The following is a 17,223-nucleotide window of genomic DNA, read 5'->3' as shown; positions in this document are numbered from 1 at the left end:
TTGCCTTTATGACATATTCCCGGCTCCACTCCGCGCCATCAGACGCTTCCCATACTTCAGGAATAATTCATCCCCCGCCCGACGGGCGGCCGGCGATACCGCATCCAGCGTCAGGAATCCGTGGACCAGTCCGGGGTGCGGAACGTAGTCGACTTCAGCGGATCCCGCGGCCAGACCTGCCGCCAGGAGCGCCCCCTCATCCCGGAGGGGGTCGTGTTCGGCCGTGGCCACCAGTGCCGGTACCGGCGGCGGAGCAGCGGCAGCCAGCGTATGCAGGGGGCTGAACTCCGCGAGGGTTGCCGGTGAGGCGTCAGGAACCCACAAGGAAATGTAATAGGACAGATCCTGCACCGACAGACCCCACCCTTCCCCCTTCTCCCGGACACTGGGCGAACTGAGGGTCAGGTCCGCATTCGGATAGGCCAGGAACAGGAGGACCGGCGAAGCCGATGTGCCGGCCAGCCTGCGGGCAGCGAGGAACGCGATAAGCCCGCCCGAACTGTCGCCGGCCAGTCCGACGCCCGGCAGCACCGGGCCGAGTCCCTCCGGAGCGAGCCCCGCCCGTCCCCCGGCAGCCCACGCCAGCACCGCCGCGACGTCGTCGACCGCTGCCGGGGCCGGATGCTCGGGCGCCAGCCGGTAGTCCACCGCGAGGACAGCGGTTCCGGCCAGCAGGGAAAGCCGACGGCACAGGCGGTCGTGCGATTCCATCCCGCCGAACACGAAGCCCCCGCCGTGGACAAAGACCGTCAATGGCTGAGCTTGCGCGTCGGAACGGTACAACCGGGCCTGCACCGGCACGGAGCCGGGGATTTCGAGGTCCCTGACCTCGCCTACCGCGGGCCCGGCCGGACGGTCCCGCGGGGCACGCAGCTGCCGGATGTGTTCGAGGGAGGCTTCACCATGCTCGGAGCCCCGGACCTCCTGCAGCCAGCCGGCCAGTGCGGGGTCTTCGACGGAATCCATCGGGCCAACGTAGCACCGGGTTTCTCGGACGGCGGTATGTCGGTAGGGTCGGTGCGGGAGCAGCGTGAGCCGGGACATACCTGCCTCTTTCCGACGCCTGCCGCCGTCTTCCTTGCAGGCTATGTTACCCACGAGTAACATCATCTCGGACGTCGTTCCGTTTTCTATCTCAAAGAGGAGTAAGTACGTGAGCCCACAAAGCCGATCACGGCAGATCAGGGACGTAGTTTTCGTTGACGGAGTGCGGACCCCGTTCGGCAAAGCCGGCGAAAAGGGTATCTACGCCGGGATGCGGGCCGATGACCTGGTGGTCAAGTGCATCCGCGAACTGATGCGCCGCAACCCTTCCCTTCCTCCGGAACGCGTCGACGAGGTGGCCATTGCCGCCACCACCCAGTCCGGTGACCAGGGCATGACCATCGGACGCACCGCCGCCCTGCTGGCCGGCCTGCCCCGCACGGTGCCCGGATTCGCGATCGACCGGATGTGCGCAGGCGCCATGACGGCCGTGACCACCACCGCCTCGGGCATCGGCTTCGGCGCCTATGACGTCGTTATCGCCGGCGGCGTGGAGCACATGGGCAACCATCCGATGGGCAAGGACGCCGATCCGAACCCCCGCTTCATGACCGAGCGCCTGGTGGACCCGGCGGCCCTGAACATGGGTAACACCGCGGAGAACCTGCACGACCGCTTCCCGCACATCACCAAGGACCGCACCGACGCGTACGCCGCCGCCAGCCAGGAGAAGCTGGCCAAGGCCTACGCGGCCAACGCCATCCAGCCGGACCTGGTCCCTGTGGCCACGAAGAAGCCCGGCCGCGGCTGGACCCTGAACACCGTGGACGAGCCGCCGCGCCCGGGCACCACCGTCAAGGACCTGGCCGAGCTGCGCACCCCGTTCCGCGCACACGGCCGCGTCACCGCCGGCAACGCCGCGGGCCTGAACGACGGCGCCACCACCGCGCTGCTGGCCTCCGCCGACGCCGCCGAGGAACTGGGTCTGGGCGTGAAGATGCGCCTGGTCGGCTACGCCTTCGCCGGCGTCGAGCCCGAGGTCATGGGCTACGGACCGGTCCCCGCCACCGAAAAGGTGCTGGAGCAGACCGGCCTGTCCATCGAGGACATCGGCCTGTTTGAAATCAACGAGGCCTTCGCCATCCAGGTGCTGGCCTTCCTGGACCACTTCGGCATCGCCGACGACGATCCCCGCGTGAACCGCTACGGCGGCGCCATCGCCGTCGGGCACCCGCTGGCTTCCTCGGGCGTGCGCCTGATGAACCAGCTGGCCCGCCAGTTCGAGGAAGACCCGAGCGTCCGCTACGGCATGACCACCATGTGCATCGGCCTGGGCATGGGCGCCACCGTGATCTGGGAAAACCCGAACCACCCTGACTACAACACCGATTCCACGGAGGCCACGAAGTAATGTCTGCTCCTGACTACCAGCGCCTCGCGGGGCTCTTCCCCACCGAGGTTGTCACCCACTCCTACGTCTCCGACATCTCCCTGCCCGGGAATGCCGGAACTTTCGCGCTGATCACGCTGGACAACGACGTCGACTCCTCCCGCCCCACCACGCTCGGCCCGAACACGCTGCTCGAGCTCGGTGAGAAGCTGGATGAGCTCAAGGTCCGGGCCGACAACGGCGAGATTGTCGGCGTCGGTGTCACCGGCAAGCCGTTCTACCTCGTGGCCGGTGCCGACCTGTCCGCCGTGAAGAGCATTTCCGACGTCGAGGCCGGCTACGCCATGGCCCGTCTGGGGCACGACGTCTACGCCAAGCTGGGCACCCTGGGCGTGCCCAGCTTCGCCTTCATCAACGGGGTGGCCCTCGGCGGTGGCCTGGAGATTGCCCTGCAGTCCGACTACCGCACGGTCTCCACGGGCGCCGGCGCCCTGTCCCTGCCCGAAGCCTTTATCGGCCTGGTTCCGGGCTGGGGCGGCGTGTACCTGCTGCCGCGCCTGATCGGTCCCGAGAACGCTGTGAAGGTGATGATCGAGAACCCGCTGAGCAACAACCGCACCCTGTCCGGGGCAGCCGCCTACAAGCTGGGCATCGCCGACGCCCTGTTCGAGCCGGCGGATTTCCTGGAGCAGTCCCTCACCTGGGCCGCCCGCGTCATCACCGGCGAGGAGCAGGTCTCCCGGCCCAACGCCGTCGACCCTGCCGACGCCGGAGACGCGTGGGATGCCGCCGTCGCCACGGGACGTGCCTTTGTGGAGGCCAAGACTTCCAACGCCGCTCCGGCACCGGCAAGGGTGCTGGACCTGCTGGAGAAGGGCAAAACCTGGACCCGCGAGGAATCGCGCGACGCCGAGTGCAATGCCCTGGCCGAACTGATGCAGACCCCGCAGTTCCGCTCCACCGTGTATGCCTTCCTGGACCTGGTCCAGAAGCGCGGCAAGCGACCCGCCGGAGCCCCGGATAAGAAGCTCGCCCGCCCGGTCACCAAGGTCGGCGTGGTCGGTGCCGGCCTGATGGCCAGCCAGCTCGCCCTGCTCTTCGCCCGCCAGCTCAAGGTGCCCGTGGTGATGACGGACATCGACCAGGAACGCGTGGACAAGGGCGTGGGCTATGTGCACGCCGAGATTGACAAGCTCCTGGCCAAGAAGCGCATCTCCCCCGACGCCGCGAACCGCACCAAGGCCCTGGTCACCGGTTCGGTCTCCAAGGAAGCCTTCTCGGACGCGGACTTCGTCATTGAAGCCGTCTTCGAAGAGCTGTCCGTGAAGAAGCAGGTCTTCGCCGAGGTGGAGGCCGTAGTCTCCCCCGAGTGCATCCTGGCCACCAACACCTCCTCCCTCTCCGTGACGGAAATGGCCGCGGACCTGCAGCACCCCGAGCGTGTGGTCGGCTTCCACTTCTTCAACCCGGTCGCCGTCATGCCGCTGCTCGAAATCGTGCGCGCACCGAAGACCGACGACGCCGTGCTGGCCACCGCCTTTGTGCTGGCCAAGCAGCTGAAGAAGACCGCCGTGCTGGTCAAGGACGCCGCCGCCTTCGTGGTGAACCGCATCCTCGGCCGCATGTTCGGCGAGATCACCAAGGTCTTCGACGAGGGCACCGACGCTGCCACCGCGGACAATGCACTGCGCCCAATGGGCCTGCCGATGTCGCCGTTCACCCTGCTGGCCCTCGTGGGCCTGCCGGTGGGGCAGCACGTACAGGAATCCCTGCACTCGGCGTTCGGTGAGCGGTTCTGGCTTTCGAAGAACTCGCAGAAGATCATCGACGCCGGCATCAAGTCCCTGTGGCAGAAGGATGAGGACGGCAACGCCTACATCCCGGAGGAAACCCTGGCGATGCTGGACTTCGGCACCACGCCCTCCACCTCCGAGGAAGTCCTGCGCCGCACGCAGGATGCCCTGGCCGAGGAAATCGGGCTCATGCTCGAAGAGGGCGTTGTGGCCGGTCCCGAGGACATCGACCTGTGCGTCATCCTCGGTGCCGGCTGGCCGATGCATCTGGGCGGCATCACGCCGTACCTGGACCGCGTCGGTGCGTCCGAGCGCGTGAACGGCAAGACGTTCCATGAGGCGGCTGTGGCTGCCTAGTTAGCCCGTCTGCTTCGCCCGCGCCGGGCGGACCGGAACGGCGGCAGTGATGCCGCCTCACCCGGTCCGCCCGGCGCTTTTGCGTTCCCGTGCATGCGCTTTGCACTCTGGTCTGGAAAGGATGCCGCAACGGCGCTAGCCTCTCAGCATGACCCAGGAGCCGGCATGGTCGCAGAATCGTGCCAAGCGGATGGTTGTGCTCCTGCTCAGCGCTGCCGTCTCCTTGTGGCTGGTTCTGCTCCTGCCGTTCGACGAGCCATGGAACTGGCTGCTGGTAGGCCTATTCCTGGCACTGGCAGCGGCTTTCCTTCGGCTGGCTACGCTCTTTGTCCGGCAGCAGCGGGAAGGCTACCGGCAGGAACGCGAAGACGGCCCTGACGGCTAGCGATCGACCGGCGCCCACACGGGGACCCTAGAACAAGGCAACCTTCGGCGTCTTCGGGAAGATCCGGTCCAGCTCCTCCAGGTCCTTGTCCGAGGGCACCCAGGACACGGCCTCGGCGTTCTGCCGCACCTGCTCCACCTTGGTGGCTCCGGCAATCACGGAGGCAACGGACGGCTGCGCAGCGAGCCAGGAGAAGGCGACCTGCACCTCGGTCAGGCCACGGTCGGCGGCGAACCGGCCGAACTCGGCCAGCTGCTCCATGTCGGCGTTTTCCAGCAGGTTCGTCCGGGAATGCGTCAGGCGGCTGCCCTCGGGCGCCTTGCCGCTGCTGTACTTTCCGGTGAGCAGGCCGTTGGCCAGCGGGAAGTACGGCAGCACACCCAGTCCGTAGGCCTCGGCGGCGGGAGTGACTTCAAGTTCAGCCCGGCGGTCCAGCAGGTTGTAATGGTTCTGCGCGGAAATGAACGGGGTGTAGCCCCCCATGTGTGCGGTGAACTCGGCTTCGGCAATCTGCCAGCCGGTGCGGTTGGAGTGGCCGATGTAGCGGACCTTGCCGCTGGTCACCAGGTCGTCGAGGGCCGCAAGGGTCTCCTCGATGGGAGTCAGCGGGTCCGGGGTGTGGAACTGGTACAGGTCGATCCAGTCGGTGTTCAGCCGGCGCAGGGAGGCTTCGGCGGCTTTGACGATGTAGCGGCGGGAGCCGCGGGCGCCGAAGTCGGCGCCGTTGCCGCCCTGCATGTCCATGCCAAATTTGGTGGCAAGGACAATGTCCTCGCGCCGGGACCCCAGGGCCTTGCCCAGCATCTCCTCGCTCAGCCCCGGCGTGCGGCCGTAGGTATCCGCAACGTCGAAAAGCGTAATGCCGGCGTCGATCGCGGCGTTGATGACGGCATCGGTTCCCGCCTGGGATTCGGTGGGCGTTCCGGAGCGGCCGAGGTTGTTGCAGCCCAGTCCTACCGTGGAGACGGTCAGGCCGGAATTTCCGAGTCTGTTGTAAGAAGTCATGGAAGCTACGGTACCCCCGGGAACCGGGCTCCCTGTATCCGGCGGAAGACTCAGCCCAGGAACGTGTCCAGGGTGTTGTTGGGGCCCGGAGCCTTGTCCGTTTCCAGGATGTATTGGATGGGAATGGCGCCGGTGGGAAGCAGGCCGGTGTACACCTGCTCGCTTCGGCGGCGCTCGGCTTCGATGCCCTCCTCCTGGACAGCGGCGGAAAACGCCTGGACAGCCAGGGGCTCGATTCCCTGCTGTTCGCTCCAGATGATGTACATGCCGTACAGGTCGGCTACCGGTGTTGCTTCGTCATCCAAGTCGCTCACGGTGCATTCAGCAAGGAACCGGCGGACATCCATGTCGTAATCCATATCTACGACCCTATCCCGTGCTCCCCCGCCCTGCACTCTTTTAGCGCCGTCAGCTACCCGCGCCGCGGAGGTAATCCTCGAACCCCAGCGGCGGAGTACCGGTGAGCCGTTCGACATCCGGGCTCACGGGTGCCAGCTGCCCCGCTGCAATGGCCTGGTAGCTGCTGCTCCAGGCCTCGGCCTGCCATCGCGCAGCTCCCGCCTTGATACGCGACGCTATCGCCTCGTCGTAGGTTTCCGCCTCATAGCGCACCGGCTCTCCGGTCACCTCGGCCAGGATGCCGGCGACCTCTTCCATGGTCAGCTCCGCGGGCCCGGTGAGCGTGTAGGTCCGGTTCCGGTGCTGCTCCGGGGACAGCAGGATCTTCGCTGCGGCGCGGGCAATGTCCGCCCGGGCCACCGGAGCGAACCGTCCCTCGCCCGCAGGGCCGCGGATGGCGCCGTCGGGCTGGACAAACGTGGGAAGCACGTCCTGGTAGAGGCAGTTCCGCAGGAAGGTGTGTTCCAGGCCCTCGCGGGAAGCGATGTACTCCTCGGTGGCAGCGTGGTCCCGCGCCAGGGCGAAGACGGCATCCGGAGCAGCACCCATGAAGGACGTGTACACGATGTGTTCGACGCCGGCCTCCACCGCCGCATCCACGAAGGTGCAGTGGTCCTCGACGCGGTGCGGGCTCTCGGCCGCCGACACCATGAACAGCGTGTGCACACCGCGCAGCGCACTGGCAGCCTGGCGGCCGTCCAGGTACGACGCCGCGAAGACAGGAGTATCCGGCAGTTCGGGCAGCCTGGCGGTATGCCGGGCCAGTAACCGCTGGCGGACGCCTGCCTCCCCGAGCAACCGCGCAACGGCACCGCCCAGGGCTCCAGTAGCCCCCGTGACGGCGAGGGCAGGAACGTTATCCGCCATGGCTTACACCCCTTCGGTCATGGTCCGGTCCCGGACCCTGCGCGGCTACTGGATCTTGGGCACCTGCCCGGTGGGCAGATCCTGCCCGGGCAAGGGCCGGGCAAACGGTACCTTCGTGCCCAGGACCTGGGCGACGACGTCGTTGGCGATCTGCCGGGCCGTCAGTCCCACGCGCTCCAGCACCTCGCTGCGGCTGCCGTGGTCCAGGAATTCCACGGGCAGTCCCACTTCGTTCAAGGCGGTGTCGACGCCGGCCGCGCGCATCTCCTGCCGGATCCGGGAGCCGACTCCCCCGGCCCGGACACCGTCCTCGATCACGATGACAATCCGGTGGTCGGCTGCGATGTCGATAATCGAGCGCGGCACCGGCAGCACCCAGCGCGGGTCCACCACGGTGGAGCTGATGCCCTGGTCGCCCAACCGCCCGGCGACGTCGAGGGCCATCTCCGCCATGGCACCGACACTGACAATCAGCACATCATTGGAGCTGTCTCCGCTGGGCCGGCGGGCCAGGATGTCCACGCCGTCGGAGGTCCGCTCCACGGCGTCAATATCCCTGCCCACGGTGCCCTTGGAGAAACGCACCACGCTGGGGGCATCGGGAATGGCGACGGCTTCGCGCAGCTCTTCCTTCAGGCGGGTGGCGTCCCGCGGCGCGGCCAGATGCAGTCCCGGGACAATCTGGAGCATGGACATGTCCCACATGCCGTGGTGGCTGGCGCCGTCGGGGCCGGTCACCCCCGCACGGTCCAGGACGATCGTCACGCCGGCCTTGTGGAGGGCAACATCCATCAGCAGCTGGTCGAAGCCCCGGTTCAGGAACGTGGCGTACAGCGCCACGACCGGGTGCAGTCCGCCGAAGGCCATGCCCGCCGCCGAAGTGAGGGCGTGCTGCTCGGCGATGCCGACGTCGAACACCCGTTCCGGGTGCCGCTCGGCGAACCTGTGCAGGCCCACCGGAATGAGCATGGCGCCGGTGATGCCGACGATGTCCTTGCGTTCGTCGGCGATCTCGGCGATCTCGGTGGCGAAGACCGAGGTCCAGGACTCCTTGCCGCCCGGCTCCACCGGGGCGCCGGTTTCCGGGTCGATGATCCCGACGGCGTGGAACTGGTCCGCCTCGTGGGCGCGGGCCGGAGCGTAGCCGCGGCCCTTCTCGGTCATGGCGTGCACGATGACGGGGCCGGCGTAGTTCTTCGCTTTGTGCAGGGCGCGTTCGACGGCGTCGATATCGTGCCCGTCGATCGGTCCCACGTACTTCATGCCGAGGTCCTCGAAGAGGCCCTGCGGGGACCACCAGTCCTTGATGCCCTTCTTGGCGGCATGCAGGCTGCGGTAGGCGAAGCGTCCCGCGGGCCCGCCGTGCTGCAGGCGGTCGCGCCACCAGCCGAGGGTGTTCTCGTAGGCGTGATGGGTGCGTACGGCGTCGATGGTCGGACGCAGGGAGGCCAGATAATCCGCCAGGCCGCCGATGGTCGGAGCGTAGGAACGGCCGTTGTCATTGACGACAATCACCACGCGCCGCCGCTGGTCGGCCGCAATGTTGTTCAGGGCTTCCCAGGCCATGCCGCCGGTCAGCGCGCCGTCGCCCACCATCACCACGGTGTAGCGGTCGCCCTCGCCGTTGAGCTGGCGGGCGCGGGAAATGCCGTCGGCCCAGGACAGGGACGAGGAGGCATGGGAGCTTTCCACAATGTCGTGGACGGACTCGGCCCGCGACGGATAGCCGGACATGCCGCCTTGCTGCCGTAGCGAGGCGAAGTCCTGGCGGCCGGTGAGGATCTTGTGCACGTAGGACTGATGCCCGGTGTCGAAGACAATGCTGTCCCGCGGGGAATCGAAGACACGGTGGATGCCCATGGTCAGTTCCACCACGCCCAGGTTCGGGCCCAGATGCCCGCCGGTCTGTGCGACGTTCGTGATCAGGAACGAACGGATCTCTTCAGCAAGCCGCTTCAACTGTGCCAGCGAAAGCCTGCTGAGGTCCCGAGGATCCCGGATTGTTTCCAGAAGTCCCAACAGGGTGCCTCCCTTGAGTTGTTATCGGCGGCACTGCACACCGTCGCAATATGAATTAACTCTAACGCGCGGCGTGCCCCGCGTGATTCCTATGGAACGCTTCAGGGCCCCGTTTCCCTCCTCCGCCCCTGGGAGCGGATCGGGAAACAGGGCCCTGAACGTGGTGCGGTTACTGCTACTTCGCGGAGATCTGACGCAGTACGTACTGCAGGATGCCGCCGTTGCGGTAGTAGTCGGCTTCGCCCGGGGTATCGATGCGCAGGACCGCGTCGAACGTGATGGCTTCGCCGTTTTCGGGGGTGGCCGTGACCTTTACGGTCTTGGGCGTGGTCCCGTTGTTCAGCTCGGTGACACCTTCAACGGAGAAGGTTTCCGTACCGGTCAGGCCCAGGGACTCGGCGTTGACGCCGGCCGGGTACTGCAGCGGAAGGACACCCATGCCGATGAGGTTGGAGCGGTGGATACGCTCGTAGCTCTCGGCAACAACGGCCTTGACGCCCAGCAGGGCGGTGCCCTTGGCGGCCCAGTCACGCGAGGAACCGGAGCCGTATTCCTTGCCGGCCAGGACAACCAGCGGGGTGCCGGCTGCCTGGTAGTTCATCGCGGCATCGTAAACGGCAGCCTGCGGTGCGTCGGCCTGGCTGAAGTCACGGGTGAAACCGCCTTCAACGCCGTCGAGCAGCTGGTTCTTGATGCGGATGTTGGCGAAGGTGCCGCGGATCATGACTTCGTGGTTGCCACGGCGCGAGCCGTAGGAGTTGAAGTCCTTGCGGGCCACGCCGTGTTCCAGCAGGTACTTGCCCGCCGGAGTGTCGGACTTGAAGGAACCGGCCGGGGAGATGTGGTCGGTGGTGACCGAATCGCCCAGCTTCAGCAGGACGCGTGCGCCCTCGATGTCCGAGACGGGCTCCGGCTCAGCCTTCATGCCCTCGAAGTACGGGGGCTTCCGGACGTACGTGGACTCCGCATCCCACTCGAAGGTTGCACCCTCGGGGGTGGGCAGGGACTGCCAGCGCTCGTCGCCTTCGAAGATGGTGTTGTAGCTGTCGCTGAACATCTTCTGGTCGATGGAGGCATCGATGATCTGCTGGACCTCGACCGGGTTCGGCCAGATGTCCTTCAGGAAGATGTCGTTGCCGGCTTCGTCCTGGCCCAGCGGGTCATTCTCGAAGTCGAAGTCCATGGTGCCGGCCAGGGCGTAGGCGACTACCAGCGGAGGGGAGGCCAGGTAGTTCATCTTCACGTCCGGGTTGATGCGGCCTTCGAAGTTGCGGTTACCCGAGAGAACGGCGGTGACGGCCAGGTCGGCTTCGTTGATCGCCTCGGAGATTTCCTCTTCGAGGGGGCCGGAGTTGCCGATGCAGGTGGCGCAGCCGTAGCCCACCACGAAGAAGCCGAGCTTCTCGAGGTACGGGATCAGGCCGGACTTCTCGTAGTAGTCGGTGACGACCTTCGAGCCCGGGGCAACAGAGGTCTTGACCCACGGCTTGGAGGCAAGGCCCTTGTCCACCGCGTTGCGGGCCAGCACGGCGGCGGCCATCATCACGGAGGGGTTGGAGGTGTTGGTGCAGGAGGTGATCGACGCGATCGTCACCGCACCGTGGTCCAGCTCGAAGCTGCGGCCGTCCGCCATGGTGACCGGCACGGTGTTGCTGGTGCGGCCGTTGACCACGTGTACGTGGTCCTCGCGCGGCTGGTCCTTCTCGGACTGCTCGTCCGTGGCGTCGAACGCCGGGGCGTCGGATGCCGGGAAGGACTGCGCTGACGCGTCGTCGGCCGTGTTGCCGGCGGTGACGTCCTCATCCACGTGGGTGACGTAGTTCTTCAGGTCATCGCGGAACTGCGCCTTGGCGTTGGTCAGCTCCACGCGGTCCTGCGGACGCTTCGGTCCGGCGATGGAGGAAACCACTGTGGACAGGTCCAGCTCAAGGTACTCGGAGTACTTGACCTCGTTGGACGGGTCGTGCCACAGGCCCTGCTCCTTGGCGTAGGCCTCAACGAGGGCTACGTTCTCCTCGGAGCGGCCGGTCAGGCGCAGGTAGTCCAGGGTCACGTCGTCGATCGGGAAGATCGCCGCGGTGGAGCCGAACTCGGGGCTCATGTTGCCGATGGTGGCACGGTTGGCCAGCGGAACAGCGCCAACGCCTTCACCGTAGAATTCGACGAACTTGCCGACCACGCCGTGCTTGCGCAGCATTTCGGTGATGGTCAGGACGACGTCGGTGGCCGTGGCTCCGGCGGGGATCTCGCCGGTGAGCTTGAAGCCGACCACGCGCGGGATCAGCATGGAGACGGGCTGGCCGAGCATTGCGGCTTCGGCTTCGATGCCGCCGACGCCCCAGCCGAGCACACCCAGGCCGTTGACCATGGTGGTGTGGGAGTCGGTGCCGACGCAGGTGTCGGGGTAGGCGCGCAGGACGCCGTCGACTTCACGGGTCATGACCGTGCGCGCCAGGTATTCGATGTTGACCTGGTGCACAATGCCCATTCCCGGGGGAACGACCTTGAAGTCATCGAACGCCGTCTGGCCCCAGCGGAGGAACTGGTACCGCTCGCCGTTGCGCTGGTACTCGATTTCCATGTTGCGCTCGAGCGCGCCGGAGTTGCCGAAGGCATCGATCTGCACGGAGTGGTCAATGACCATTTCGGCGGGTGCCAGCGGGTTCACGCGCTTGGGATCGCCGCCGAGGTCTGCCACGGCCTCGCGCATGGTGGCCAGGTCAACGATGCAGGGTACGCCGGTGAAGTCCTGCATGATCACCCGGGCCGGGGTGAACTGGATCTCGGTGCTGGGCTCTGCGTCCGCGTCCCACTGTGCCAGGGCACGTACGTGGTCCGCAGTGATGTTTGCACCGTCTTCGGTGCGGAGCAGGTTCTCCAGCAGGACCTTGAGGCTGAACGGAAGGCTCTGGGCGCCTTCGACGGAATTCAGCCGGAAAATTTCATACTCGGAACCGTTGACGTCTAAGACGCCCTTGGATCCAAAGCTGTCCACATTAGTCATAACAGGACTCCTCTCGCCACCTTGTTATCTTTGTCCAGGTCACAACTGCCCGCCAGTTAGGTTTCCCTAATAGTCGGACAAAGGGGGCGGCGGGAAAACCGGTGGTTCATTTCCCCGCCGACACGTGCCCCCTGCCTGGGCAATAACCGCTCGAAAGCGGGAAACTCCCCCGGGGAACCCCCATAAAGGCGCAGGACTGGACAACTGCCTCCCATCCTAGCCTTTACAGGGGCGCCCGGAGGAGATATGGGACACGACGCGTCGTGACGGGGGCCTCCGCCCGCATCCGGCGACCGCGGCGTGTGCCTCTAGCGCTTGCGCAGGACGGCGAAGGACTCCATGTGGTGGGTATGGGGGTAGAGGTCGAACACCCGCAGGCTGTCCATTTCCCAGCCGGCGCTGCGGAAATAGCCCAGGTCGCGGGAGAACGACGCCGGGTCGCAGGACACGTAGCCGACCACGCGGGGCGCGGCGGCGTTGATCTGCTGCACCACCGTTTTTCCGGCTCCGGCCCGCGGCGGATCCAGGAGGACGACGTCGAGGCCCCCTGCGTCCCGAAGCATCTTGTCCACCCGGCCCTGGGCGATCTGCACCTGGGGTGCGGCGAAGAGGTTCTTGCGTGCGTCGCGGCTTGCGCCCGGAGAGCCTTCCACGGAAAGCACCCGGCCGGACTCCCCTGCCGCAGCGGCCAGCGGGGCCGTGAACAGCCCGGCGCCGGCGTACAGGTCCGCCACGGACTCCCCGGACTGCACGTCCAGCCCCTCGAGAACCGCCGTCGCCAGCGTCTGCGGCGCGGAGCGGTGGATCTGCCAGAAGCCCGCGCCGGTGACCCGGTAGTCCTGACCCAGCACGGTCTCCTGCACCCAGGTCCGTCCCTTCAGCCGGGTCAGTTCGTGGGTGTCCGGATCCCACGCCGCCACGGACACACCGTCCGGAAGGTTCTGGGCGATCCGGGCCGGGATACGGGGATGGGTGCCCGGTGCAGGAATCAGGAGCACCAGGGGCTGGCCGCCTGCCGCCGGCGCGGCAACCTCCACGCGGTCCATACCCGTGAAGTCCGCCTCCCACAGCCGGAGGGCATTGATGGCTGCGGTGGCCAGGGGCATTGCCTCGACCGGAATCAGCTCATCCGAGCGGTGCGCGTGCATGGCGAGCCGTCCGCTGGGAGCCACCGAGAAGCTGACCCGGGTCCGCCAGCCCAGTCCGTCGCTGCTTTCCTCCAGGGCGGCTTCCACCTCGGGGACCAGGTCGGTGCCGCCGAGCCGGCGCAGCTGCTCGGCAAAGATGTCCGCCTTCAGCCGCCGCTGGAGGTCAAGGTCGATGTGGCCGAACTCGGCGCCGCCCACCGGAAGCTTTCCGCGCGCCGCGGCGCGCAGGGCATCGGCTTCCTTCCAGAAATGTTCCCGGCGCCCTTCGGCCGGCTCCAGGACCTCGACGACGTCGGCGCGCCAGAACTTGGCGTCCTCGCCGGATTCGGTGAGCCGGACCCGGACCCGCTCCCCCGGCAGGCCGTGCCGGACAAAAATGACGCGCCCTTCATGCCGGGCAACGAAGTGGCCGCCGTGGGCCGGGGCGCCGATGGTGAGTTCAAGTGACATGGGGTGGTTGTGCTTCTTTCAAGAGGCCTAAAAGTCCATCTCACCACGGGAGCCCGGCGCGGTGCTATTTGGGCAGCTGACGGGACTAAGCTGGCGTTGATTGTTTTTAATGAATGTTCGTACAGCGGAGTTGGCTGCTTGGCACAGCTGCGCAGCCGTCTTCTGCGGCGGGCAGTCAACTATGAGTCGAAACCGAGGTAGGGCAGTTGGCCCATTACGTGATCATGGGGTGCGGGCGCGTGGGCGTCAGCCTCGCCCACACCCTGGACAATGCCGGGCATTCAGTCGCGATCATTGACCAGGACGAGCGGGCGTTCCGGCGGCTGCGGCAGACCTTCACCGGACGCAAAGTGACCGGCGTCGGCTTTGACCGGGAGACGCTGAAGGCCGCCGGCATTGAAGAGGCCTATGCCTTCGCTGCCGTTTCCAGCGGTGATAATTCCAACATCCTGGCCACCCGCGTGGCGCGCGAGACCTTCCACGTGGGCCACGTCGTCGCCCGCATCTATGACCCCGGACGCGCGGAGATCTATCAGCGCCTCGGCATTCCCACGGTTGCCGCGGTCCGGTGGAGCGCGGACCAGGTGCTGCGGCGGATCCTGCCGGAACAGAGCATCAACGGCGACTTCCGGGAATCTTCGGGCCGGCTGATCCTGGGCGAACTGTCCCTGCACGAGAGCTGGCTGGGACGGTCGCTGGGCAGTATCGAGGCCGCCGCCGGCGTCCGCATTGCCTACGTGACCCGCTTCGGGGAAGGGATCCTGCCCCGCCCGGGCACGAGCTACCAGGAAGGCGATGTCCTGCACGCCATGATGTCCGTGGACCGGACCGCCGAAATCAGCAAGATCCTGTCCAAGGAACCAGCCAAGGAGTCCCTGTGAAAGTTGTGATTGCCGGTGCCGGCAGCGTGGGTTCATCCATCGCCAAGGAGCTGTTGTCCCACGGCCATGACGTGCTGCTGGTTGACGAAAAGCCCGAGTGCGTGGGACGAAGCGGACTGCGCGGAGCGCGGTGGCTGATCGGCGATGCCTGCGAGCTCACCACCCTGAAGGATGCCCGCCTGGAGGAGGCCGACGTCGTCGTTTCCGCCACCGGCGACGACAAGGTCAACCTTGTGGTCTCCCTGCTGGCCAAGAGCGAATTCGGGGTGGCACGGACGGTGGGGCGCGTGAACAACCCGAAGAACGACTGGATGTTCGACGACTCGTGGGGCGTTGACGTGGCCGTGAATACGCCCCGGCTGATGACCGCACTGGTGGAGGAGGCAGTGGAGATCGGCGACCTGGTCCGGCTGCTGAGCCTGCAGACCGGTGTCTCCTCGATGGTGGAGTTCACTGTCCCCACCGATTCCCACCTCACGGGCCGGACCTTGGGGTCGATCGACTGGCCGCAGGACGCCACCGTGGTGGCGATCCTGCGCGACGACGCCCCGATCACTCCGAGCAACGACGACGTGGTCGAGCCCGGGGATGAGCTGTTCTTCATCACCACCATTGCAGCCGAAGACGAGCTGCGGGCCGTCCTGTCCCCTGCCGCCGTACAGGGAGCTGTGTCCTCCTCCGGAACTCAGTCTTCGGAGGAAGATCCGCTTGCTGCCTCGGGCGCGGCGGGCCGGGAAACCACCCACGCCAGCCAGAGCCCCAGCGCGTAGAGCGGTACGCCCATGGCCAGGCGCATGGTGCCCAGTGCGGCAACGTTGCCGGCCAGGAAGAGCGGGAGCTGGACTGCCAGGCGCAGGGCAAAGACGGCCACAATGATCCAGCTGGCCCAGGTGTAGGCCTTCAGCCGTACCCGCGAGGCGCGCCACTCAAGGTTCTCGCCGCGGATGACGCCGAAGAGCAGCCCGGCCACGGGCCATTTCACGGCAATGGATACCAGGAACGCCAGGATGTAGGCGCCGTTCAGGTAGAACCCCGGGACGAAGTAGGTGGCCCCGTCACCGCTGCGCAGTGCCACGAAGGCGCAGATGGCGACGCCGGCCACGCCGGTGAGGGACTGCACCAGCGGGCGCCGCTGGATGAGGTTGGCCACGGAGAACACAGCGGCTGCGGCCACGGCCGCTCCTAGGGACACGTTGAGCCCGGTCCCTACCGTGAAGAGCAGTGTGAAGAGCAGCCCCGGAACGATAGCCTCGGCCAGCCCCCGGACGCCGCCGACGGACTTGAGGACGTCGATCTGTCCGTCGTCCCGGCGTTCCACGCCTGCCCGGGCGGCATACTGGCCGGCCAGCTGGTTCAGGTCCGGCTGGCCCTCCTCCGGCTTCATGGGGGTATTCATCCGTCGGCCTCCGGGCGTCCAATGATTTCGTATCGCGGATTAAAGATCGTGGGGCGGCCGTCCACCGTCGACACCATGCCTTCGAAAGCGAGGCAGGTTCCTGCCTCGATTCCCGGGACCCGCCGCTGGCCCACCCAGACGAGGCGGACCTTGGCCCGCGCAGCCGGAGGGTTTTCCCGGTACTCGGCCATCGTGTCCTCCACCACCGCGGTGAAGCGGGGCGGATCATTGGCCGGAACGACGGTAATGGCCGATACATAGCCGCGGCAATACGCGCGGCCGCGCTTCGGCAGGGAGGCAATGCTCACGCAGTGCGTGGAAGCGGTGGCAGCTGGCACCGGTTAACCGATCGTCGTGATTTCCGGGCCGCGCTCGGGCGCGGCGGGTTTGGCGTCCGCCTTGTTGGGTCGCGGAAGCGGGGAAGCGTCCCGCGGCAGCCGCAGCTGCAGCAGGTCCCGCGGAGGCAGGGGCTGCTCTCCCCGCACCACCACGACATTGCGGAAGACCTCTTCGAGGGGGCCGGCTGCGTCGGGATTCATTGCGGCCGGGCCGCCGAAGACGCCGCGGAGGAACCAGCGGGGGCCGTCGACGCCGACGAAGCGGGCCACACGGAATCCCTTGGAACCGTCCTGGGCCTGCGCGGGCACCTTGGCCAGCAGCTCGGTGCCGAACGTGCCGGAGAGCTCGTCCACCGTTCCGCCCTGCGATGCCACCGATTTGCCGATCTGCCCGCGGATATCGTCCCAAAGGGTCTCCGACCGGGGAGCCGCGAAGGCCTGCAGCTGCAGGCTCGAACCCTCCAGGTCCAAGGTCACGGCCACCACGCGCTGGGTCTTCTCTTCAACTTCCAGCCTCAGCTGAAGGCCCTGGGAAGCGGCAATGCGCAGCGCACCGAGATCCACGTACCCCTCCTCGGAGGGACGCTCGCTCAGGTCGTAGGGACCGCCGGCCGCCGGCACGGTTTCGGCGTCGGCCGTTTCCCCGGCTGCGTTCTCCTGCGCTGCTGCGGCCCCGGCGGTTTCCTCTGCCTTGGTTTTCTTACGGCGCCCAAATGCCATAACCGACGTTCCTTCTCTCGTGTGTCTGCAAGTACTTAGTATGGCCGCCCTGACGGGAATGTCCGCGCCGGCACGGGACCGGAAACC

The 17,223-nt window shown here is 66.9% G+C and carries 15 protein-coding genes; 5 read left to right on the top strand and 10 right to left on the bottom strand.

Annotated elements, in window-relative coordinates; genetic code table 11:
* Nucleotides 1-6 precede the first annotated feature (6 nt).
* Nucleotides 7-966: an alpha/beta hydrolase fold domain-containing protein gene (locus AC5RT8_RS00805; protein ID WP_494093811.1), complete on the bottom strand. Its 960-nt coding sequence runs from the start codon at nt 964-966 to the stop codon at nt 7-9.
* 187 nt (nt 967-1,153) lie between these two features.
* Here AC5RT8_RS00805 and AC5RT8_RS00800 point away from each other — a divergent pair, with 187 nt between their 5' ends.
* From AC5RT8_RS00800 to AC5RT8_RS00790, 3 genes are all read left to right on the top strand, one after another.
* Entirely contained in the window at nt 1,154-2,395 is a 1,242-nt protein-coding gene (locus tag AC5RT8_RS00800; protein ID WP_494093810.1) for a thiolase family protein, read from the top strand.
* Nucleotides 2,395-4,524, top strand: a complete 2,130-nt coding sequence (locus AC5RT8_RS00795) for a 3-hydroxyacyl-CoA dehydrogenase NAD-binding domain-containing protein (protein ID WP_494093809.1) — start codon at nt 2,395-2,397, stop codon at nt 4,522-4,524. The genes AC5RT8_RS00800 and AC5RT8_RS00795 overlap by 1 nt, the downstream gene beginning before the upstream one ends.
* A gap of 148 nt (nt 4,525-4,672) precedes the next feature.
* Nucleotides 4,673-4,909 (top strand): hypothetical protein, encoded by a 237-nt coding sequence (locus AC5RT8_RS00790; protein ID WP_494093808.1) that lies wholly within the window; start codon nt 4,673-4,675, stop codon nt 4,907-4,909.
* 27 nt (nt 4,910-4,936) lie between these two features.
* Here the strand turns inward: AC5RT8_RS00790 and AC5RT8_RS00785 are convergent, their stop codons facing one another.
* The 6 genes from AC5RT8_RS00785 to AC5RT8_RS00760 all read right to left on the bottom strand — a co-directional run bounded on the left by AC5RT8_RS00785 (nt 4,937) and on the right by AC5RT8_RS00760 (nt 13,801).
* A complete protein-coding gene (locus AC5RT8_RS00785; RefSeq protein WP_494093807.1) occupies nt 4,937-5,914 on the bottom strand; it encodes an aldo/keto reductase in 978 nt (325 codons plus the stop codon).
* A gap of 50 nt (nt 5,915-5,964) precedes the next feature.
* Complete coding sequence (locus AC5RT8_RS00780) at nt 5,965-6,273, bottom strand: hypothetical protein (protein WP_494093806.1); 309 nt, start codon at nt 6,271-6,273, stop codon at nt 5,965-5,967.
* 49 nt (nt 6,274-6,322) lie between these two features.
* Nucleotides 6,323-7,180, bottom strand: a complete 858-nt coding sequence (locus AC5RT8_RS00775) for an SDR family oxidoreductase (RefSeq protein ID WP_494093805.1) — start codon at nt 7,178-7,180, stop codon at nt 6,323-6,325.
* Nucleotides 7,181-7,225: 45 nt separating this feature from the next.
* Nucleotides 7,226-9,199, bottom strand: a complete 1,974-nt coding sequence (dxs, locus tag AC5RT8_RS00770; RefSeq protein ID WP_494093804.1) for a 1-deoxy-D-xylulose-5-phosphate synthase — start codon at nt 9,197-9,199, stop codon at nt 7,226-7,228.
* Nucleotides 9,200-9,374: 175 nt separating this feature from the next.
* Nucleotides 9,375-12,203 (bottom strand): aconitate hydratase, encoded by a 2,829-nt coding sequence (locus AC5RT8_RS00765; RefSeq protein WP_494093803.1) that lies wholly within the window; start codon nt 12,201-12,203, stop codon nt 9,375-9,377.
* Between the two features lie 308 nt (nt 12,204-12,511).
* Nucleotides 12,512-13,801: a class I SAM-dependent RNA methyltransferase gene (locus tag AC5RT8_RS00760; protein ID WP_494093802.1), complete on the bottom strand. Its 1,290-nt coding sequence runs from the start codon at nt 13,799-13,801 to the stop codon at nt 12,512-12,514.
* Nucleotides 13,802-14,007: 206 nt separating this feature from the next.
* Here AC5RT8_RS00760 and AC5RT8_RS00755 point away from each other — a divergent pair, with 206 nt between their 5' ends.
* The gene (locus AC5RT8_RS00755; RefSeq protein WP_494093801.1) at nt 14,008-14,682 is read left to right on the top strand and encodes a potassium channel family protein; all 675 of its coding nucleotides are present in this window, start codon (nt 14,008-14,010) and stop codon (nt 14,680-14,682) included.
* Nucleotides 14,679-15,452 carry a potassium channel family protein gene (locus AC5RT8_RS00750; protein ID WP_494093800.1) on the top strand — a complete coding sequence of 258 codons (774 nt, stop codon included), beginning with the start codon at nt 14,679-14,681 and terminating at the stop codon, nt 15,450-15,452. The genes AC5RT8_RS00755 and AC5RT8_RS00750 overlap by 4 nt, the downstream gene beginning before the upstream one ends.
* Here AC5RT8_RS00750 and AC5RT8_RS00745 read toward each other — a convergent pair.
* From AC5RT8_RS00745 to AC5RT8_RS00735, 3 genes are read right to left on the bottom strand one after another with little or no spacing between them, the layout of a single operon-like run.
* Nucleotides 15,368-16,078 (bottom strand): DUF3159 domain-containing protein, encoded by a 711-nt coding sequence (locus AC5RT8_RS00745; protein WP_494093799.1) that lies wholly within the window; start codon nt 16,076-16,078, stop codon nt 15,368-15,370. The genes AC5RT8_RS00750 and AC5RT8_RS00745 overlap by 85 nt on opposite strands.
* Nucleotides 16,075-16,386, bottom strand: coding sequence for a single stranded DNA-binding domain-containing protein (locus AC5RT8_RS00740; RefSeq protein WP_494093798.1), 312 nt, complete (start codon nt 16,384-16,386; stop codon nt 16,075-16,077). The genes AC5RT8_RS00745 and AC5RT8_RS00740 overlap by 4 nt, the downstream gene beginning before the upstream one ends.
* 33 nt (nt 16,387-16,419) lie before the next feature.
* A complete protein-coding gene (locus AC5RT8_RS00735; RefSeq protein WP_494093797.1) occupies nt 16,420-17,136 on the bottom strand; it encodes a DUF3710 domain-containing protein in 717 nt (238 codons plus the stop codon).
* Between the last annotated feature and the right edge of the window lie 87 nt (nt 17,137-17,223).

This window comes from Arthrobacter sp. Ms25 (assembly GCF_059090365.1).
The sequence above is the reverse complement of the archived record's forward strand: the minus strand, read 5'-3'. Positions and strand labels throughout refer to the sequence as shown.